At 69.7% G+C, this 17059-nt stretch carries 16 protein-coding genes; 8 read left to right on the top strand and 8 right to left on the bottom strand.

The genetic code is table 11. From position 1 onward, the window contains the following. The first annotated feature begins 27 nt into the window (after positions 1 to 27). Positions 28 to 1365, top strand: a complete 1338-nt coding sequence (locus EJ105_RS13675; protein WP_250166752.1) for a cobyrinic acid a,c-diamide synthase CobB — start codon at positions 28 to 30, stop codon at positions 1363 to 1365. 3 nt (positions 1366 to 1368) lie between these two features. Here the strand turns inward: EJ105_RS13675 and EJ105_RS13670 are convergent, their stop codons facing one another. Further along, a complete protein-coding gene (locus EJ105_RS13670) occupies positions 1369 to 1995 on the bottom strand; it encodes a LysE family translocator (protein WP_024279976.1) in 627 nt (208 codons plus the stop codon). A gap of 129 nt (positions 1996 to 2124) precedes the next feature. Then, a complete protein-coding gene (locus EJ105_RS13665; protein ID WP_029557634.1) occupies positions 2125 to 2331 on the bottom strand; it encodes a hypothetical protein in 207 nt (68 codons plus the stop codon). A 262-nt stretch (positions 2332 to 2593) separates the two neighbouring features. On the opposite strand from EJ105_RS13665, the gene EJ105_RS13660 reads away from it, so the two are divergent. Both EJ105_RS13660 and EJ105_RS13655 read left to right on the top strand, forming a co-directional pair. Next, positions 2594 to 2815, top strand: a complete 222-nt coding sequence (locus EJ105_RS13660; protein ID WP_024279974.1) for a hypothetical protein — start codon at positions 2594 to 2596, stop codon at positions 2813 to 2815. 138 nt (positions 2816 to 2953) lie between these two features. Beyond that, the gene (locus EJ105_RS13655) at positions 2954 to 4432 is read left to right on the top strand and encodes an NAD-dependent succinate-semialdehyde dehydrogenase (protein WP_374250751.1); all 1479 of its coding nucleotides are present in this window, start codon (positions 2954 to 2956) and stop codon (positions 4430 to 4432) included. 200 nt (positions 4433 to 4632) lie between these two features. Here EJ105_RS13655 and EJ105_RS13650 read toward each other — a convergent pair whose 3' ends face one another. The 4 genes from EJ105_RS13650 to EJ105_RS13635 all read right to left on the bottom strand — a co-directional run bounded on the left by EJ105_RS13650 (position 4633) and on the right by EJ105_RS13635 (position 7924). After that, on the bottom strand, positions 4633 to 5085 hold the full coding sequence (locus EJ105_RS13650; RefSeq protein ID WP_250166751.1) for a carboxymuconolactone decarboxylase family protein: 453 nt from the start codon (positions 5083 to 5085) through the stop codon (positions 4633 to 4635). A 17-nt stretch (positions 5086 to 5102) separates the two neighbouring features. Next, positions 5103 to 5864 (bottom strand): ABC transporter permease, encoded by a 762-nt coding sequence (locus tag EJ105_RS13645; protein WP_029557637.1) that lies wholly within the window; start codon positions 5862 to 5864, stop codon positions 5103 to 5105. Beyond that, positions 5861 to 6799: an ABC transporter ATP-binding protein gene (locus tag EJ105_RS13640; RefSeq protein WP_250166750.1), complete on the bottom strand. Its 939-nt coding sequence runs from the start codon at positions 6797 to 6799 to the stop codon at positions 5861 to 5863. Before EJ105_RS13640 ends, EJ105_RS13645 begins: the two co-directional genes overlap by 4 nt. A gap of 99 nt (positions 6800 to 6898) precedes the next feature. Next, positions 6899 to 7924: a TIM44-like domain-containing protein gene (locus EJ105_RS13635; protein WP_250166749.1), complete on the bottom strand. Its 1026-nt coding sequence runs from the start codon at positions 7922 to 7924 to the stop codon at positions 6899 to 6901. Between the two features lie 258 nt (positions 7925 to 8182). Between EJ105_RS13635 and EJ105_RS13630 the strand changes: the two genes are divergently transcribed. Further along, a complete protein-coding gene (locus EJ105_RS13630) occupies positions 8183 to 9259 on the top strand; it encodes a hypothetical protein (protein ID WP_250166748.1) in 1077 nt (358 codons plus the stop codon). 219 nt (positions 9260 to 9478) lie between these two features. Beyond that, a complete protein-coding gene (locus EJ105_RS13625; RefSeq protein ID WP_250166747.1) occupies positions 9479 to 11503 on the top strand; it encodes a diguanylate cyclase domain-containing protein in 2025 nt (674 codons plus the stop codon). Positions 11504 to 11512: 9 nt separating this feature from the next. On the opposite strand, the gene EJ105_RS13620 is transcribed toward EJ105_RS13625, so the two are convergent. Next, positions 11513 to 13303 carry an acyl-CoA dehydrogenase family protein gene (locus EJ105_RS13620; protein ID WP_250166746.1) on the bottom strand — a complete coding sequence of 597 codons (1791 nt, stop codon included), beginning with the start codon at positions 13301 to 13303 and terminating at the stop codon, positions 11513 to 11515. Positions 13304 to 13458: 155 nt separating this feature from the next. Here EJ105_RS13620 and EJ105_RS13615 point away from each other — a divergent pair, with 155 nt between their 5' ends. From EJ105_RS13615 to EJ105_RS13605, 3 genes are all read left to right on the top strand, one after another. Beyond that, complete coding sequence (locus tag EJ105_RS13615) at positions 13459 to 14478, top strand: L-threonylcarbamoyladenylate synthase (protein WP_250166745.1); 1020 nt, start codon at positions 13459 to 13461, stop codon at positions 14476 to 14478. After that, complete coding sequence (locus tag EJ105_RS13610) at positions 14475 to 14927, top strand: GNAT family acetyltransferase (protein WP_250166744.1); 453 nt, start codon at positions 14475 to 14477, stop codon at positions 14925 to 14927. The genes EJ105_RS13615 and EJ105_RS13610 overlap by 4 nt, the downstream gene beginning before the upstream one ends. Positions 14928 to 15160: 233 nt before the next feature. Continuing rightward, positions 15161 to 16090: a histone deacetylase family protein gene (locus EJ105_RS13605; RefSeq protein WP_029557645.1), complete on the top strand. Its 930-nt coding sequence runs from the start codon at positions 15161 to 15163 to the stop codon at positions 16088 to 16090. Positions 16091 to 16170: 80 nt separating this feature from the next. Here the strand turns inward: EJ105_RS13605 and sciP are convergent, their stop codons facing one another. Next, the gene (gene sciP, locus EJ105_RS13600) at positions 16171 to 16446 is read right to left on the bottom strand and encodes a CtrA inhibitor SciP (protein WP_012113328.1); all 276 of its coding nucleotides are present in this window, start codon (positions 16444 to 16446) and stop codon (positions 16171 to 16173) included. Positions 16447 to 17059: the final 613 nt, after the last annotated feature.

Raw genomic sequence — 17059 nt, 5'->3', positions numbered from 1 at the left:
GGGTGCCAGCAAGGAAGGGCTAGCGGGATGAGCGGTACGGCGCCCCGCGGCCTGCTCATCGCCGCCCCGCGCTCCGGCTCGGGCAAGACGACCGTGACCCTCGCCTTGCTGGCGGCGCTGCGGCGCCGGGGCAAGGCGGTGCGGGCCATCAAGTCCGGGCCGGATTATATCGACCCCGCCTTCCACGCCGCCGCCACCGGTCGGCCGGGGCTGAACCTCGACAGCTGGGCCATGCCCCCGGCGCTGCTCGATCATCTCGCCGGGCTGGCGGGGGAGGGGGCTCAGATCGTCATCGGCGAGGGGGCCATGGGCCTGTTCGACGGGGTGGCGGTGGAAAAAGGCCGCACCGGCGCGGGGGCGGATGTGGCGGCACGGCTCGGCCTGCCGGTGCTGCTGGTGCTGGATGTCTCCGGCCAGTCGCAGACGGCGGCGGCGGTGCTGCGCGGCTTCATCGGGCATGATCCGGCCGTGCGCATCGCCGGGGTGGTGCTGAACAAATTGGGCAGCGAGCGGCACGAGCGGATGATCCGCGAGGCCGTCGCGCCCCTCGGCGTGCCCGTGCTGGGCACGGTGCCGCGTTCCACCGACATCGTGCTGCCCGAGCGCCATCTCGGCCTCGTGCAGGCGGGCGAGACGGAGGATCTGCCGGCCCGCCTCGCGGCGCTGGCCGATCTTGCCGAGGCCCATCTGGACCTCGACGGCATCCTCGCCGCCGCCGCGCCATTTCGGGCGGTTGAAGGGGCGGGGCAGGGAAACAACGCCGCGCTGCTGCCGCCGCCCGGCCAGAGGATCGCGCTGGCGCAGGATGCCGCCTTCGGCTTCGTCTATGCCCACATGCTCGCCGGCTGGCGCGGGCAGGGGGCGGAGATCGTGCCGTTCTCGCCGCTGGCGGACGAGGCGCCGGACGCAGGCTGCGATGCGCTTTGGCTGCCCGGCGGCTATCCCGAGCTGCATGCCGGACGGCTGGCGGCGGCGGAGCGCTTCCGCGCCGGCGTCCATGCCTTCGCGGCGGCGGGGAAGCCGGTGCATGGGGAGTGCGGGGGCTACATGGCGCTGGGCGCCGGCCTCGTCGATGCGGAGGGCGTGCGCCATGCCATGCTCGGCCTCATCGATTTGGAAACCAGCTTCGCCAAGCGCCGCATGAATCTGGGCTACCGGCAGGCGCGCCTCATCGCCCCCTCGCCGTTGGGGCCGGAGGGGGCGTGGGTGCGCGGCCACGAATTCCATTACGCAACCATACTCTCGCGCGGAGAGGACCAACCCCTCGCCGACCTCTCGGACGCCGAAGGCCGCCCCCTCGGGCCGGCCGGCAGCCGCCGGGGCAGCGTCACCGGCAGCTTCTTCCACGCCATCGCGCGGGGGTGAGGCTCAGGAATTGCCGCTGCGCACGGCCACGGTGGCGATGCCCGCGCCGATGAGCAGGGAGCCGCCCGCCTTGTTGATGGCGCCGAGCACCCGCGGGCTGCGCACCGCGCGGCGGGCGCGGGAGGCGGCGAGCGCATAGGCGAGCGCGTTCAGGAAGGCGAGGGTCAGGAAGGTCGCCTGGAACACCAGCAACTGCGGCAGGAAGGCCGCGTGCGGGTCGAGGAACTGGGGCAGGAAGGCCACGAAGAAGGTGATGCTCTTGGGGTTCAGCGCCGTCACCAGCCAGGCATGGGCCATCATCTTCAGCGGCGCGGAGCGTTCCGTGCGTGGCGCCGCATCGAGCGTCCCGCCCGCGCGCCAGAGCTTGATGCCGAGATAGACGAGATAGGCCGCACCCGCCCATTTCACCGCGAGGAACACGCTCGCCGAGGCGGACAGCAGCGCGCCCACGCCGAGCATGGACAGGGTCATGGCCGTGAAATCGCCGAGCGCGACACCCACCGCCATGGGCAGCGCCGTCCGCCACCCCTGCCCGAGGGCATAGGACACCACCAGCAGCACGGTGGGGCCGGGAATGACGAGGAGGACGGCCGAGGCCCCGGCGAACGCCGCCCAGGTCTCAAGCGTCATCGATCCCAACACGACATCAAAACCCACGGCCGTTTCCTTTGCGCCCCTCACGGAAACGCAAAGGATGGCCGCGGCCGAAGGGGGCGGTCAACTGCCGCCTCCGCGGTGTGAAACGTCGCCCGGCGCCGCTCAGGCCTTTGTCGCCGTCAGCGCCAGGATGCGCTTGGCGATGATGAGCGCGAACGGAATGGCCACGACCGCGCCGACACCGGCAGCGATGGGGATGAGGCGCATGTCCTGCCCGGCCAGCGAAGGGATGGACAGGACGGCCAGCACCGCAGCACCCGCAAAAGTGGTGGCAAGCACGAGCCAGACGAGAATCGCGATCTTGAGCATGACAAAGCTCCCGCGGGCAGACGCTCAACTTCTAGCCCCTTCCCCAACGGCGCCCTTGACGCGGATCAACGGGAGATGGCCGCCGCATGTCGCATGCGTTTAGAGCATGACCGGATCGGCCGAAGCGGCGTTATAGTTCCCAGAGGCGCGCCGGTCCGCCGGGCCGGAAGAGCGCGATCCGATCAAGTTGAAACAACTTGATCGGTGAATCGCCCTCTTACTCCAAGGAAGAGAGCGCCCGGTTCCCCACGGGAGGGACGCGATGCAGTGCCAGAACAAGGAAGACGATTTCCGCCAGGCCGTGCTCGACATCGTCGGCCACAAGGAAGGTCAGGCCATCATCATCCAGGTGGTCGGCGGCAACACCATCACCGGCTTTGCCCCTTTGAGCGTCGGCAAGGATTATCTGCGCTGCCAGGTGGCGGTGGGGATCGGGCAGAAGGAGCAGATCGTGCCCTTCCACTCCATCACCTGCGTGCGCTGAACATCTGCGTGCGCTGATACCGACCCACTGGTCCGGTCCCGGCTGATCGTATATCCCACGGGCGCCGCCGCGCCCGGTACGAGCGCGCGCCCTCCGGCATGCCACGGCCGGAGGCAGCAAGACCCAAGGAGCATGTCCATGGCCGCCACCCAGCCCGCCTTCACGTCCGAGCCCCACCATTTCACCCTGCTGCGCGACAAGATGCTGATCGGCGGGGCGTGGGTGGATGCCGATGGCGGCGAGACCATCGAGGTCAACAATCCGGCCACGGGCGCGATCATCGGCACCATTCCGAAGGCCGGCGCCGCCGAGACGCGCCGCGCCATCGCGGCCGCAGCCGAGGCCTTCAAGACCTGGCGCGCCACCACCGCCGCCGAGCGCGCGGCCAAGCTGCACAAGCTCGCCGACCTCATCACACAGAATGCCGACGAGCTGGCGCTCATCCTCACCACCGAGCAGGGCAAGCCGCTGGCCGAGGCCAAGGGCGAGGTCGGTGGCTCCGCCGCCTATGTGCGCTGGTTCGCCGAGGAGGCCCGCCGCCTCTATGGCGACGTCATCCCCTCGCCGTGGCCCAACCGCCGCATCCTCGTGACCAAGGAGCCGGTGGGCGTGTGCGCGGCGGTGACGCCGTGGAATTTCCCCTCCTCCATGCTCTCGCGCAAGATCGGCGCGGCGCTGGCGGCGGGCTGCACCGTGGTGTGCAAGCCCTCCGAACTGACCCCCTATTCGGGCCTCGCCTGGGGCGTACTGGCGGAGATGGCCGGCATTCCGGCCGGCGTGGTCAACATCGTGGTGGGCGATGCCCCGGCCATCGGCGGCGAGATGACCTCCAACCCGGCGGTCAAGAAGGTCACGTTCACCGGCTCGACCCCCGTGGGCAAGCTGCTGATGAAGCAGTCCGCCGAGACCATGAAGAAGGTGTCGCTGGAGCTGGGCGGCAACGCGCCCTTCCTCGTGTTCGACGACGCCGACCTCGACCTCGCGGTGGAGCAGGCCATCGCCTCCAAGTATCGCAACGTGGGCCAGACCTGCGTCTGCGCCAACCGCTTCTATGTGCAGGCGGGCATCTATGACGCCTTCGCCGCGAAGTTCGCCGAGGCCTCGAAGCAGCTGAAGGTGGGCAATGGCGTGGACGCGGGCGTGGTGGCCGGCCCGCTGATCGACACGCGGGCGCTGGCCAAGGTGGAGCGGCTGCTGAAGGATGCCCTCGACAAGGGCGCCACCGTGCTCACCGGCGGCAAGCAGCCGGCGCTGGGCGGCACCTTCTTCGAGCCCACCGTGCTCGCCAACGCCACGCAGGACATGGCCTTCGCCCGCGACGAGATCTTCGGCCCGCTGGCGCCGCTGTTCAAGTTCGAGACGGAGGAACAGGCCGTCTCCTACGCCAACGACACCGAATACGGCCTCGCCTGCTACTTCTTCACCAAGGACCTCGGCCGCGCCTTCCGCGTCTCCGAGCAGTTGCAGTATGGGCAGGTGGGCGTGAATGCCGGCGTCATCACCACCGAGGTGGCGCCCTTCGGCGGCGTGAAGGAGAGCGGCGTCGGCCGCGAGGGCTCCAAGTACGGCTGCGACGACTACCTGAACATCAAGTACGTCTGCATGGGCGGGATGTGAGGCGGTAGAGCTTCTGAACAGCGCTCACGGCCCCAACAAGCGTCATGCCCGGCCTCGTGCCGGGCATCCACGTGGTCCGGCCGGAAGTGAATCGCTGACTTGGTCCCCTGCGGCCCGACGTGGATGGCCGGGACAAGCCCGGCCATGACGGAAGTGAGGGTATCGACCGGCGCTCTGTCAGCCCTGGCAGATTCTTCCCCTCACGCCTCGAAATTGAAGGCGATGCCGATCCGGTTCCAGGCGTTGATGGTGGCGATCGCGACGGTGAGGAACATCGCCTCGTCCGCCGAGAATTCCTCCAGCACCGCCTCCCAGGCGTCCTGTGAGGCCGCGCCGGTGCCGAGCAGCGTCAGCTCCTCGGTCCAGGCCAGCGCGGCCTTTTCGCGCTCGGAGAACGCCGTCGCCTCCTCCCAGGCCGCCAGCAGGTCCAGCTTCTCCTGCGCGACGCCGGCCTTGCGGGCGACCCCGAGATGGAACTTCAGGCAGAAGGCGCAGCCGTTGAGCTGCGAGGCGCGCACCTTCACCAGCTCGGTCAGGCCCTTGTCGAGGCCGGTGGCGTCCACGCCCTTGGTGAGGGCGGCGAGGCCGGCATAGATATCCGGCGCGCGCTCGGTGAACGCCTTGTAGGTGGGGCGGGCAAAGTCTTCGGACATGGGGGGCCTCTTGGGGATCAGCTCTTCAGCCGGTAGCCGGTGCGGAACATCCAGCGCACGATGAGGAGGCAGGCGATGAGGAAGGCGAGGGTCATGGCCGCGCTCACCTCCACCCGCACGTCGGACGTGCCGAAGAAGCTCCAGCGGAAGCCCGCGACCAGATAGACGACCGGGTTGAACAAGGTGATGGTGCGCCACACCGGCGGCAGCATCTCCAGCGAATAGAAGGTGCCGCCGAGGAAGGTGAGGGGCGTGATGACCAGCATGGGGATGAGCTGCAAGCGCTCGAACCCGTCCGCCCAGATGCCGATGATGAAGCCGAACAGCGAGAAGGTGACGGCGGTGAGCACCAGGAAGGTCAGCATCCAGAACGGATGCCGCACCTCCATGGGCACGAACAACGCGGCCGTGGCGAGGATGATGAGCCCGAGCAGCACGGATTTCGTCGCCGCCGCGCCCACATAGCCCGCGACGATCTCGAACGGCGAGACCGGGGCGGAGAGCAGCTCGTAGATGGTGCCGGTGAAGCGCGGGAAGTAGATGGCGAAGGCCGCGTTGCTGATGGATTGGGTCAGCAGCGTCAGCATCATCAGGCCGGGCACGATGAAGGCGCCGTAGGGCACGCCCCCCACCTCCGACATGCGCGAGCCGATGGCCGAGCCGAACACCACGAAATAGAGCGAGGTGGAGAGCACGGGCGAGACGATGCTCTGGCCGATGGTGCGGCGCGTGCGGTTCATCTCGTAGGTGTAGATGGCGCGGATGGCTTGAAGATTCACGAGCGCCTCACCAGGCTGACGAAGATGTCCTCGAGCGAGCTTTGCTGCGTGTGGAGATCGCGGAAGGCGATGCCCTCGGCGGCCAGCGCCTCCAGCACGTCGGCGATGCCGTGGTCGCGGCCCTCGGCGCCGTCGGGGGTCGTGGCATAGGTGTAGGTCAGGCAGCCGCCGCCATCGGAGAGCGTCAGGTTGAACGGGGCAAGGCGCGCCGGGATGGTGGCCAGCGGCGCGGAGAGTTCCACGGAGAGCTTCTTCTTGCCCAGCGTCTTCATCAGCGCGGCCTTTTCCTCCACGAGGATCAGCTCGCCGCGATTGATGACGCCCACCCGGTCGGCCATCTCCTCGGCCTCTTCCAGATAGTGGGTGGTGAGGATGATGGTGACGCCGGAATCGCGCAGCTCGCGCACGAGGCGCCACATGTCGCGCCTGAGTTCCACATCCACGCCAGCGGAGGGCTCGTCGAGGAACAGCACCTCCGGCTCATGGGCCAGCGCCTTGGCGATGAGCACGCGCCGCTTCATGCCGCCCGAGAGGGTCATGATGCGGGAGTCGCGCTTCTCCCAGAGGGAGAGGCTGCGGATGACCTTCTCCACATAGGCGGGGTCGGGCTTCTTGCCGAACAGGCCGCGGGAGAAGCTCACTGTCGCGAACACGCTCTCGAAGGCTTCGGCGGTCAGCTCCTGCGGCACGAGGCCGATGCGCGAGCGGGTCTCGCGATACTGGGAGACGATGTCGAAGCCGGACACCGTGACGGTGCCGGCGGTGGGCTTCACGAGGCCGCAGACGATGGAGATGAGGGTGGTCTTGCCCGCGCCGTTGGGGCCGAGAAGGGCGAAGATCTCGCCGCGCCGGATGTCCAGCGAGACATTGTTCAGGGCCGTGTGACCCGTGGCGTAGGTCTTACTGAGGCCTGAGACGGTGATGACGTTCGGCATGGGCGCCTTATAGCGCGTTCCGCCCGGGGGTGGACCCGGGCGGATGTAAATTCTGAATTCGCGGGGAGGGCGAAAGCGGCTCCGTTGAAGCGGCTCGGCTCAGGTTTCCTGAACGGCGCTGAGCAGCCACGGGCCGGCGCCGAAGGGACCGCGCTCGCGCACGAAGGTCCAGATTTCCGTGGTCTCGCCGACGCCGGGATTGCCGGAGACGACGCGGCCGGTGGCGCGATCCACCATCTGGTCCTTGATGGCGTAGCGCATGGCCACGGTGGCGTAGTCGCGCATGCCCTCGCGCCAGGCCTCGGCCACGTCGCCCTGCAGGAGCTTCACGTCGGAGACCTGATTGCGCAGGCCCTTCTCCGCATTGGCGCGCAGCTCGTCGCCCAGGAAGCCGAACATTTCCGGCGTGGTGTTGGCCTTCAGCTCGCCCTGGTCCTCGCGGGAAAAGGCGGTCTGGATGGTGGCGAGCAGGCGCTCGAACGTGTCGAGGTCAGCCGGTTGCACGCCGATCTCGTCGGTCTTGCCGCCACGGGCCGCGGGCGCGGCGTTGGGCTGGGGCGGCACGGAGCCCCCGGCCATTCCTCCGCCCATTCCGCCACCCACGCCGTAGCCGGCCGTGGGTTGACCGGACAAAGGCCCGCCGGGCATCGGTCCGCCCGCCATGGAGCGGCCGTAGCCGGCGGCGGCGGGGGTGGGGTTCCGGCTGCGCAGGAAGCGCATCACGAGATAGATGGCGCCGCCGATGAGGGCCACCTGCAGCAGCAGGCCCAGAATGCCGGCCATGCCGCCGAGGCCGCCGCCGAACAGCATGCCCACGAGGCCGCCGATGAGCAGGCCGCGCATCAGCGCGCCGCCGAAGCCGTTGCCGAACATGGAGGGGCGCGCCGCCGTCTGCGGCCGGGCACCGGGATTGGTGGCCTGCGGGCCGGGCTGGGGCGTGGTGGAGCGCTGGATGGGCGCCGCGGTGCTCGGCGCGGTCTGGGTCGGGGCCGGCGTCGTGTAGGTCCGGGTGCCGCGGCTGCCGAAGGAGCCGCCCTGCCGGGCGTCTGCCTGATCGGCGACGACGAGGCTCAGCCCCAGCGCCACGGCCACCGCCACCATCCCGGAAGCCTTGCGCGAACCCATCCACGAACCCTTGCGAAATCTAGACATCTGTCCTCGATCCTCCCGCGCGGTGACTTACGCACCGCTGCGTGTGCCGACGGACATATGGGAGGGGCGGCGGGATTTGCGAGGGGTGGGCGCTATAGAATTTCCCTTACGTCATCTCGCGCCTGCGCCGCCGGCCAGAATGCTGCCGCGGGGAGAGGTCGCGCTTTCCCGCCGGTGGATCGCGCTGCTAAGGTCCGCGCAACCCCGGCCGACCGAGTTGCGGAGAACGTGATGCCTGCCTTCGATCCCAGCGTTTCGCGCGGCACCTCCATGCCCGCCCGCGCCAAGCTGGCCGCTGCGCTTCTTGCCGGCTTCGCCGCCACCGTTCTGGCGGTCGCATCGGCAGGCGCGGAACCCCTCGGCGTCACGGTGCGCAACGAGAGTGTGAATGCCACCTGCGCCGAGACCGACAATGTGACGCTGAAGCTGGTGTCGGACGACGTGCAGAAGTTCAACATCAGCGTCCGGCACCCCGCCTATGTGGGCATGCTCCTGGCCGACAACACCGCGCCGGACTGGGAAACCTGCGACATGTCCGGCGACCCGGTGGTGCCGGCCGATGCGAAGGCGCCGCTGCCGCCCTCCGCCGCCGCCAAGCCGGGTGCCAATCCCGCCGCCGCCTCCCCCGCCGCGCCGAAGCGAATCACCATCTTCGAAACGCCGGACATGTGGCTGACCGGCTTCATCTTTCCCTCCTTCTGGCGCGCCGCTACGGTGCCCGTCCGCATCGGCGGAGACGTGACGCAGGGCCTGCACATGGTGCAGCTCTGGATGCGCGTGGACGGCAAGGCCGAGGAGGTGCTGGTGATCTACCCGCCGGACGGCTACATGCGCGCCCGCCCCATGTCGCCGGCCCACATGCGCGATACCGCCTATGGCTCCTCCTTCCTCGTCGGGCCGGTGGAGCAGGCGGAACGGCCCATCGTGCGGCTGAAGGAGGTCGGCTTTACCCCGCAGACCCGCACCTTCACGCTCCATTACGCGGCCGGCGGCAAGGCGCGGATGCAGGTGGTCAAGGTGGGCTCGGATGAGCTGCGCCTCGAGGTCCAGCTCGACGGCACCCCGCCCGGCACCTTCGCCGCCCTGCGCTCCATGTACGTGACGGAAGGGAATGCGGATGTCGCCCGCGTCGCGTGGCGCAGCCTCGGCACCGGCAAGGGCGGAGCCGGCGGCCTCATGGGCGAGGCGCCGGTGCTCTCCTTCGCCGACGGGCAGAACGTCTCCATGCTGTGGGCCGGCCGCCTCGTGCCCTCGCGTCACAACACCAGCGCGCCGGATTTCATCTTCGACGGCTTCTCGGGCCGTTGAACCTACCGCATGATACCGCGGTTTGTTGCATTTTGCGATTCGTGCGAAACCCATAAGCCACGATGTCACTTGAAACGCAGAGTGGCCGACGCGTAAGTCGTGCACGCGACGGGGAGAGGAGGGATCCTCCGCCGTGATCCAGCGCCGGCTCGAAAGGCCGGCAGCCCTCATCAGGGTGAGATGCGCCCGTACATCATGCAGCCTGTGGGGCCGCCGACGATGAAGCCGCCGGTCCCCGAGGCCAAGGACAGCCCCACCGGAGCGGACGGCCTGCCGTCACCGCCGCAGGAAACGGCTGCCCCCCTGCATGCGGCGGCGCCCAACGGCCCGCCTGAGCCGCGCGGCTCCGTCGTCGATCTTCTCACCGACCTCGTCCTGTTCGCCCTGTTCTATGGTGGTCTCGTCATCGCCTTCACCGAGCTGGGGCGCCGGCTCGGCGTCTATCCGGCGGTCTGGCCCACCAATGCGCTCGCGGTGGGTGTCTATTTCCTCATGTTCCGGGATGCGGTGGGGCGGCTCGCGACGGTGGTCGCCCTCGTCTCCATGGTCGTCCACCTGTCGATGCAGGGGCAGGACATCGGCTCGGCGCTGGCCACCGGCTGCGCCAACGCGCTGACCTTCGCCCTGGTGGGCTGGGGCTGCGTGCGCGCGGGCATGGAGCGCGGCGCGCTGCGCAGCGTGCCCATGGTGGTGAGCCTCGGCGTGGTCGCCGTGGCCGGCACGCTGCCGGGCGCCATCATCACCGCCTTCGTCGAATTCCTCGAGACCAACGGCACGTTCGGACCGCTGCTGCTGCGCTGGTGGATTCCCGAGATGGCGAGCGTGCTGCTGTTGCTGCCGCCCTTCCTGCTGTGGCACGGCCGCGCCGAGGACGAGGGCCTGCGCGGCTCCGAGGGCAATCGCCCGAAATTCTCCCGCGAGGAGGAACTGGCCTTCGCCAGCCTCACGCTGGCCGCGACGCTGGCCGCGAGCGCCTATTATGGCGAGTCGCTGCTGCGCGACCTCGGCGGCGCCATCCTCCTGTGGTTCGCCTTCCGCCTCGGCCTGTTCGCCACCGCGGTCGCCTCCAGCGCCTATGCCCTCGCGGTGCTGGGGCTGGGCATGGCCCAGGTGTGGCCGCAGCCGGTCTCGCCGCCGCAGGCCTCGGCCGATCTCGTTGTCACCATGCTGCGCCTGCAGGCGCGGCTCGTGCTGGTGATGCTGCCGGCGCTGCTGATCGCCGCCATCATGGCCCAGCGCAGCCGCCAGCAGCGCGAGGTGCAGGAGGATCGCCGCCGCCTCGCCTATGCGCTGGAAGGCGCCAATGACGGCATCTGGGACTGGCACCTGCCGTCCGACGCCGCGTTCTTCAGCGCCCGCGCCCACCGGATGCTCGGCCTCGAGCCCGACCACGTGACGACGCGGCTCTCGGACTACAGCCAGATGGTCCATCCGGAGGACCTGCCCGCCGTCGCCAAGTCGCTGAAGGACCATGCCGAGGGCCGACACCTCCTGTTCCAGGCGGAGATGCGCGCACGGCACCGCAACGGCAGCTGGCTGTGGGTGCTGGTGCGCGGCAAGATCGTCGAGCGTGATCCGGCGGGACGGCCGACGCGGGCGGTGGGCACCGTCACCGACATCTCCCAGCGCAAGCATCTGGAAGCCGCGCTGGAGCACGCCGCCTCCCACGATCCGCTCACCGGCCTCTCCAACCGCGCCGGCTTCGACCGGGCGCTGGAGCAGGCGCGCCGCCGCCTCGTGCGCGACGGCGCGCTGTTCGCCGTGGTTCTCATCGACATCGATTATTTCAAGTCGGTCAACGACCAGCACGGCCACATGGCCGGCGACCTGCTGCTGACCACTGCGGCGCGGCGGCTGCAATCGGCCATTCGCGCCGGCGACCTCGTGGCCCGCTATGGCGGCGACGAGTTCGCCATCATCGCCGCGGGCAAGAGCCGGGAAGAGTTCGCCGCCATGGCGGACCGCCTCCACAAGCACCTCTCGCGCCCGGTGGAGGTGGAAGGGCTGGTGCTGCCCGCGTCCTTCTCCCTCGGCATGGCGGTGGCGGACGACCGCACGCTGGATGCTGCCGCCCTCATCGCCGAGGCCGACACGGCCCTCTATGCGGCGAAGGACGCGGGACGCGGCACCTGGCGCGCGGTGGGCATTGCCCCCCGCAATGCCGAGGACGTCGCCCATGAGACCCCACGCCGCCAGATGCTGCCGCGCTCGGGCCTGCGCTCCGACAGCCGCCCGCCGGAGTAGAGACCGGGCTCAGCCGATCGCCAGAACCGCTTCCGCGTCCAGCACGCCGCCGGCGCCGCCGGTGACGGCCTCTTCCAGCCCCTTCGCCTCCACCGCGAGGTTCTCCGCGAAGAAGCGCGCCACCGCGATGCGGGCGGCGAGGCGGGGATCGGTGGCGCCGCCCGCGCGCTCGGCATAGGCGGCGAGGGCGGTGCGGGCGAGGAAGGCGCCGCCGGCCGCGCGGGCATAGAGCCTGAGATAGGGGGTCGCGGCGGCCAGCGCCTTGGCCGGCTCGTCGGCGACGCGATCCAGCATCACCCGCGTCGCCCGGCCGAGCGCATCCACCGCCTCGGCGAGGCGGGGGCCGGCATGGCCGAAGTCAGGCGCGTTGAGGGCGGAGACCTCCTCCGCCGTCTCGCGATAGTCGGCGATGAGCGCGTTCACCACGTCGCCGCCTTCCTGGGTCAGCTTGCGGGTGACGAGATCGATGGCCTGGATGCCGTTGGTGCCCTCGTAGATGGCGAAGATGCGGGCATCGCGCAGGTGCTGGGCGGCGCCCGTCTCCTCCACATAGCCCATGCCGCCATGCACCTGGATGCCCAGCGACGACACCTCGATGCCGGCATCGGTGGAGAAGGCCTTGGCCACCGGGGTCAGCAGGCTCGCCTCGGCCAGCGCGGCGGCGCGGGCGATGGGGTCGGGCAGCAGGCGCGAGCGGTCCAGCGCGTCGGCGGTCTTCAGGCACAGCGCGCGGGCGGCGTCGGTCTCGGCGCGCATGGTGAGCAGCATGCGCTTCACGTCCGGATGGGCGATGATGGGGGCGGAGCCCTCCACGCCCGGCGCCTTGCCCTGCTTGCGATCCTTCGCATAGGCAAAGGCGCGCTGGGTGGCGCGCTCGGCCACCGCCACGCCCTGCACGCCCACCGCGAGGCGGGCGTTGTTCATCATGGTGAACATGCAGGCGAGGCCCCGGTTCTCCTCGCCCACGAGGTAGCCGATGGCGCCCTCGCCCTTCTCGCCGAAGGTCATGGTGCAGGTGGGCGAGCCGTGCAGGCCCAGCTTGTGCTCGATGCCGGCGCAGACCACGTCGTTGTGCGCGCCCAGGCTGCCGTCTTCGTTCACCAGGAACTTCGGCACCACGAACAGGGAGATGCCCCGGGTGCCGGCCGGCGCGTCCGGCAGGCGGGCGAGCACGAGGTGGACGATGTTCTCGGCGATGTCGTGCTCGCCGTAGGTGATGAAAATCTTGGTGCCGAAGATGCGGTAGGTGCCGTCCGCCTGCTTCACCGCCTTGCTGCGCAACGCGGCAAGGTCCGAGCCCGCCTGCGGCTCGGTGAGGTTCATGGTGCCGGTCCAGGTGCCGGCCACCATCTTCGGCAGGAAGATGTGCTGAAGCTGCGGCGCGCCGTGGGCGGTGAGCGCCTCGATGGCGCCGAGGGTGAGCACCCCGCAGATGCCGAAGGCGGGGGAGGCGGCATTCCAGAATTCGGTGAGCGCGGAGGTGACGGAGGTGGGCAGGTTCTGGCCGCCGAATTCCTCCTCGGCCGCGACGCCGCACCAGCCGGCCTCGGTCCAGGCCTCATAGGCGGCGCGCATGCCTTCCGGCGTCGTCACGGCACCGTCCTTGATGGTGCAACCCTGCTTGTCCGCCACGCGGTCGAAGGGGGCGACGACGGAGCCGGCGAACTTGCCGGCCTCGTCGAGCACGGCGTCCACCACGTCGAAGGAGAGGTCGACGACCCCCTGGGCCATCAGCTCGGGGAGCGAGGTGGAGGTCTTGAGGAAATAGGAGATCTCTTCCACCGGCGCGCGATAGCTCACGGAACCCTCCCTTGAGGTTTTGGGGCGCCGGCTTGACCGCTCCCGGCGGGCGCGCTCTAAGCACGGCGATTGCCGGTCTCCCACATCGCGGCGCCGGCCTCTTACGTCAAGAGGCGTGCCCTGACCCATTGGTCGGGGGGCGCGGGTTTCAAGCCATGGCCGTGACCGCTCCCGAAGGCTCCACCCGGCTCCTCGACGCCCATATGCCGGGCGACGTGGAGGCGGCCGCGCGGCTTTTGGCGGCGGGCGGGCTGGTGGCCTTCCCCACCGAGACGGTCTACGGCCTCGGCGCCGATGCCGCGAACCCGGATGCGGTGGCCGCCCTCTATGCCGCCAAGGGCCGCCCGGCCTTCAACCCGCTCATCGCCCACACCGCGGACGCCGAAGCCGCCCGCCGCCTCGGCGCCTTCAACGCGGACGCGGCGCTTCTGGCCGCGCGCTTCTGGCCCGGACCGCTGACTCTGGTGGTGCCGTTCGCCGGCCGGGCCGGCGTGTGCGACCTCGCCCGCGCCGGGCTCGACACGGTGGCGCTCCGGGTGCCGTCCCATCCTGATGCGCGGGCGCTGCTCGCGGCCTTCGGCGGTGCGGTGGTGGCCCCCAGCGCCAACCGCTCCGGCCATGTCTCCCCCACCGAGGCCGGCCATGTGATGGACGACCTCTCCGGCCGCATTCATGCGGTGCTGGATGGCGGGCCGACGCCGGTGGGCGTCGAATCGACCATCGTGGACTGCACCGGCGCCGATCCCGTGCTGCTGCGTCCCGGCGGGCTTGCGCGGGAGGAGATCGAGGCGGCGCTGGGCCGGCCGTTGCTGGTCCCCGTCTCGCACAGCGATGCCGCGCCTTCGGCCCCCGGCCGCCTCGCCTCCCATTACGCCCCGCGCGCCGCCCTGCGGCTCGACGCCGGCGAGGTGATGCCCGGTGAGGCGCTCCTCACCTTCGCCGGCGCCCGTCCGCCGGGCATCGCGCGCGCGGCTGTTGTCCTCGACCTCAGCCCTTCGGGCAGCCTCACCGAGGCAGCCGCCCGGCTCTATGGCGCCCTGCGCGGCCTCGATGCGGCGGGCGTCGCCGCCATCGCCGTCGTTCCCCTGCCGCGGGACGGGCTCGGCGAAGCCATCGCCGACCGCCTCGCCCGCGCCGCCGCACCCCGACCCTCCCAGAGCGAGTTGCCGCAATGACCACCCAGACGATTGATATCGACGGCCTCGCCATCGCCATCGGCCATGCCTCCGACGCCGACACCGAGGCGCTGGCCGCGCTGTGGGAGCGGGCGGGCCTGACCCGGCCGTGGAACGATCCCCATGCCGACATCGCGCTCGCCCGGCGCGGGCCGCATTCCACCATCCTGGTGGCGCGGGACGGCGGTCGCATTCTTGGCTCCGCCATGGTGGGCCACGACGGGCACCGAGGCTGGGTCTATTACCTCGCGGTGGAGCCGGACCTGCAGGGCCGGGGCCTCGGCCGGGCGCTGCTGCGCGCGGTGGAGGATTGGCTGCGCGCCCGCGCCGTCCCCAAGCTCATGCTCCTCGTGCGCCCGGACAACGAGAAGGTGCGCGGCTTCTATGCCGCCGAAGGCTATGTGGAGGAGCCGCGCATCGTCTTTTCTCGCCGCCTCGACGGGAATTGAGTTTTTCGCTGCTTTCGCTCAGGCGCCGCGCGGGGTTTTGCGCTGTCTTCGCTCAAGCGCCGCGCGGGCTTAAGAGCGCGCGCCTGGCCCGCGCCGCACCCAAAGGGATGAGGCCATTGGGGCGCGGCGCGGCAATAGTCTTGATCCGGCGCAACATCCTCCCGGTGCTGCTGGAATATGGTATGGCAAAATAAAGAACGTAAAGATTGCGCCAAGGGAGGGCGTTCCCATCCATGTCCACGCTGCTCGTCACCCATCCTGCTGGTCTCAGCCACGCAACGCCTGCCGGTCACCCCGAGCGCGCTGACCGGCTCCGCGTGCTGGATCGCATCTTCGAGCAGGAAAAGTTCGCCCATCTCGTGCGCGATCTCGCGCCGCGCGGCGAGCGGGAGGACATCATCCGCGTGCATCCGGCCGACTTCGTGGACGCCATGGGCGAGGCCGTGCCGCAGGACGGGCTGGTGCGCATCGATTCCGACACCATCCTCTCGCCCGGCAGCTGGGAAGCGGCCCTGCGTGCGGTGGGCGGCGCCTGCTTCGCGGTGGACGAGGTGATGGAAGGCAAGGTCACCAACGCCTTCGTCGCCATGCGCCCGCCCGGCCACCATTGCGAGACGCGCAAGCCCATGGGCTTCTGCCTGATGAACCAGGTGGCCATCGCGGCGCGGCATGCGCAGGCGAAATATGGCCTCCAGCGCGTCGCCATCGTGGATTTTGACGTCCATCACGGCAACGGCACGCAGGAGATCTTCTGGGCCGACGACAGCGTGCTCTACTGCTCCACCCACGAGATGCCGCTCTATCCCGGCACCGGGGCGCAGGGCGAGACGGGCGCGGTGAACACCATCGTCAATGCCCCGCTGCGCTCGGGCGACGACGGCGCGGTGTTCAAGGAGGCGATGGAGACGCGCATCCTGCCGCGCATCACCTCGTTCGCGCCGGACCTGATCCTGATCTCGGCCGGCTTCGACGCGCACGTGCGCGATCCGCTCGCCTCGCTGCGCCTCGTGGACACCGATTTCGGCTGGATCACGCGCCGGCTGATGGAGATCGCCGACAAGAAGTGCGAGGGCCGCGTGGTCTCGCTGCTAGAAGGCGGCTACGACCTCGAAGGCCTCGCCACCTCCGCCGCCGCCCACGTCACCGCGCTGATGCACGGCTGAGGCGGGGCGTTCCTGTCGCGGGAGCGCGCGCAACAAAGGCCCGGGAGCCGCGCTCACGGGCCTGTGGTCAAAGCGGGCAACTACTGCCGGTAGTGCTGGATGCGCGTGGTGCGCAGGCCGGGCAGGCCGTGGCGGTCGATGGAGGCCTGCCACGAGAGGAATTCGTCCACGGTGAGGGTGTAGCGCTTGCAGGCTTCCTCGAGAGAGAGAAGCCCGCCGCGCACGGCGGCCACCACCTCCGCCTTGCGGCGGATGACCCAGCGCCGCGTATCCGGCGGCGGCAGGTCGGCGATGGTCAGGGGTCCCCCGTCCGGCCCGATCACATATTTGACCCTCGGCCGATAGGCATCGGTCATATCTACGCACCTGCTACTCAAACCAACTTCGATGAAGATGGCAGGTGCCGATGAAGACTTTGCTAAAGCACGGAAATAAAAGGATTTTTACTTGTCTTAATGGGGGCTGAACAAGACGTTCCCGAAGCGTAAACATGCGGCCACGCTTTCGCAATTTGCGAGGCGGGCCGGTTTTCGGGGCATGATGTTGAAAAGAAAGGCGGCTCGGGCGTGGCCGCAGTGCCGTGCCGGTGTGGGGAGACGCCGGAGATTCAGCACTTGTTCAGCTGTCTTAATGGATCACGAAGTAATGATTGGGCGTCGGCGGGGGCCGTCCGTGCGCCGCAATATGCGTTTTGTCATGCCGGGGCTCGTGGAGGAGGGGCCGTCGGTTCCCCGGACAAGCGACGGCGGAGCCGGAGCGCTGATCCGGGGGCCAGAGCAAGACTCCCGCCTAGCGGGCAATGCCTGGGAGCGGTCAGGTTCGGAAGCGCCTTCGGCGGACCCTTGCGCTGGGCCCCTGTGTGTTGGGGATGTGTCAGGATGGGAGCGGGCGGGAGATCGTTGGGCCCCAGGTCTTGAAGACCGTGAGCCGGCACGGATCCCCGCCCGCTTGAACACACCCAGCCTGAAC

It is taken from the genome of Xanthobacter aminoxidans (assembly GCF_023571765.1).
GTDB lineage: Bacteria > Pseudomonadota > Alphaproteobacteria > Rhizobiales > Xanthobacteraceae > Xanthobacter > Xanthobacter aminoxidans.
The sequence above is the reverse complement of the archived record's forward strand: the minus strand, read 5'-3'. Positions and strand labels throughout refer to the sequence as shown.